We start from the raw sequence: 255 nt of genomic DNA, 5'->3' as shown, positions 1-255 counted from the left end.
AATCAATTCTTGTCTGTTCATGTGTACTTAATTCCTCTCTTACCTTTATCCTGTATGATACCGCTGTCACTTTTATTTTACATAATTATGATTGGTTTTTCACGCCCATTTTTGGCAATGTAAAATAATTGTAAGAATCTTCTGCTAACATATCTTCGGCAAGAAGATGAGTAAACCAATGATACACGATATCACGGCAAAGACGCAAACGGCTCCGGCGGCCGCGTCCTTTGCCGCTTTTGCGAGCGGGTGATA

General features: G+C 40.4%; 1 protein-coding gene. It reads right to left on the bottom strand.

From position 1 onward, the window contains the following. Positions 1-144: 144 nt before the first annotated feature. A partial coding sequence (locus tag R0K30_RS22650) for a diacylglycerol kinase (protein ID WP_410613177.1) occupies positions 145-255 on the bottom strand: 111 nt, incomplete at its 5' end.

The organism is Bacillus sp. SIMBA_154, from assembly GCF_046536015.1.
In the GTDB taxonomy this organism is placed as follows: domain Bacteria; phylum Bacillota; class Bacilli; order Bacillales; family Bacillaceae; genus Bacillus; species Bacillus pumilus_P.
The sequence above is the reverse complement of the archived record's forward strand: the minus strand, read 5'-3'. Positions and strand labels throughout refer to the sequence as shown.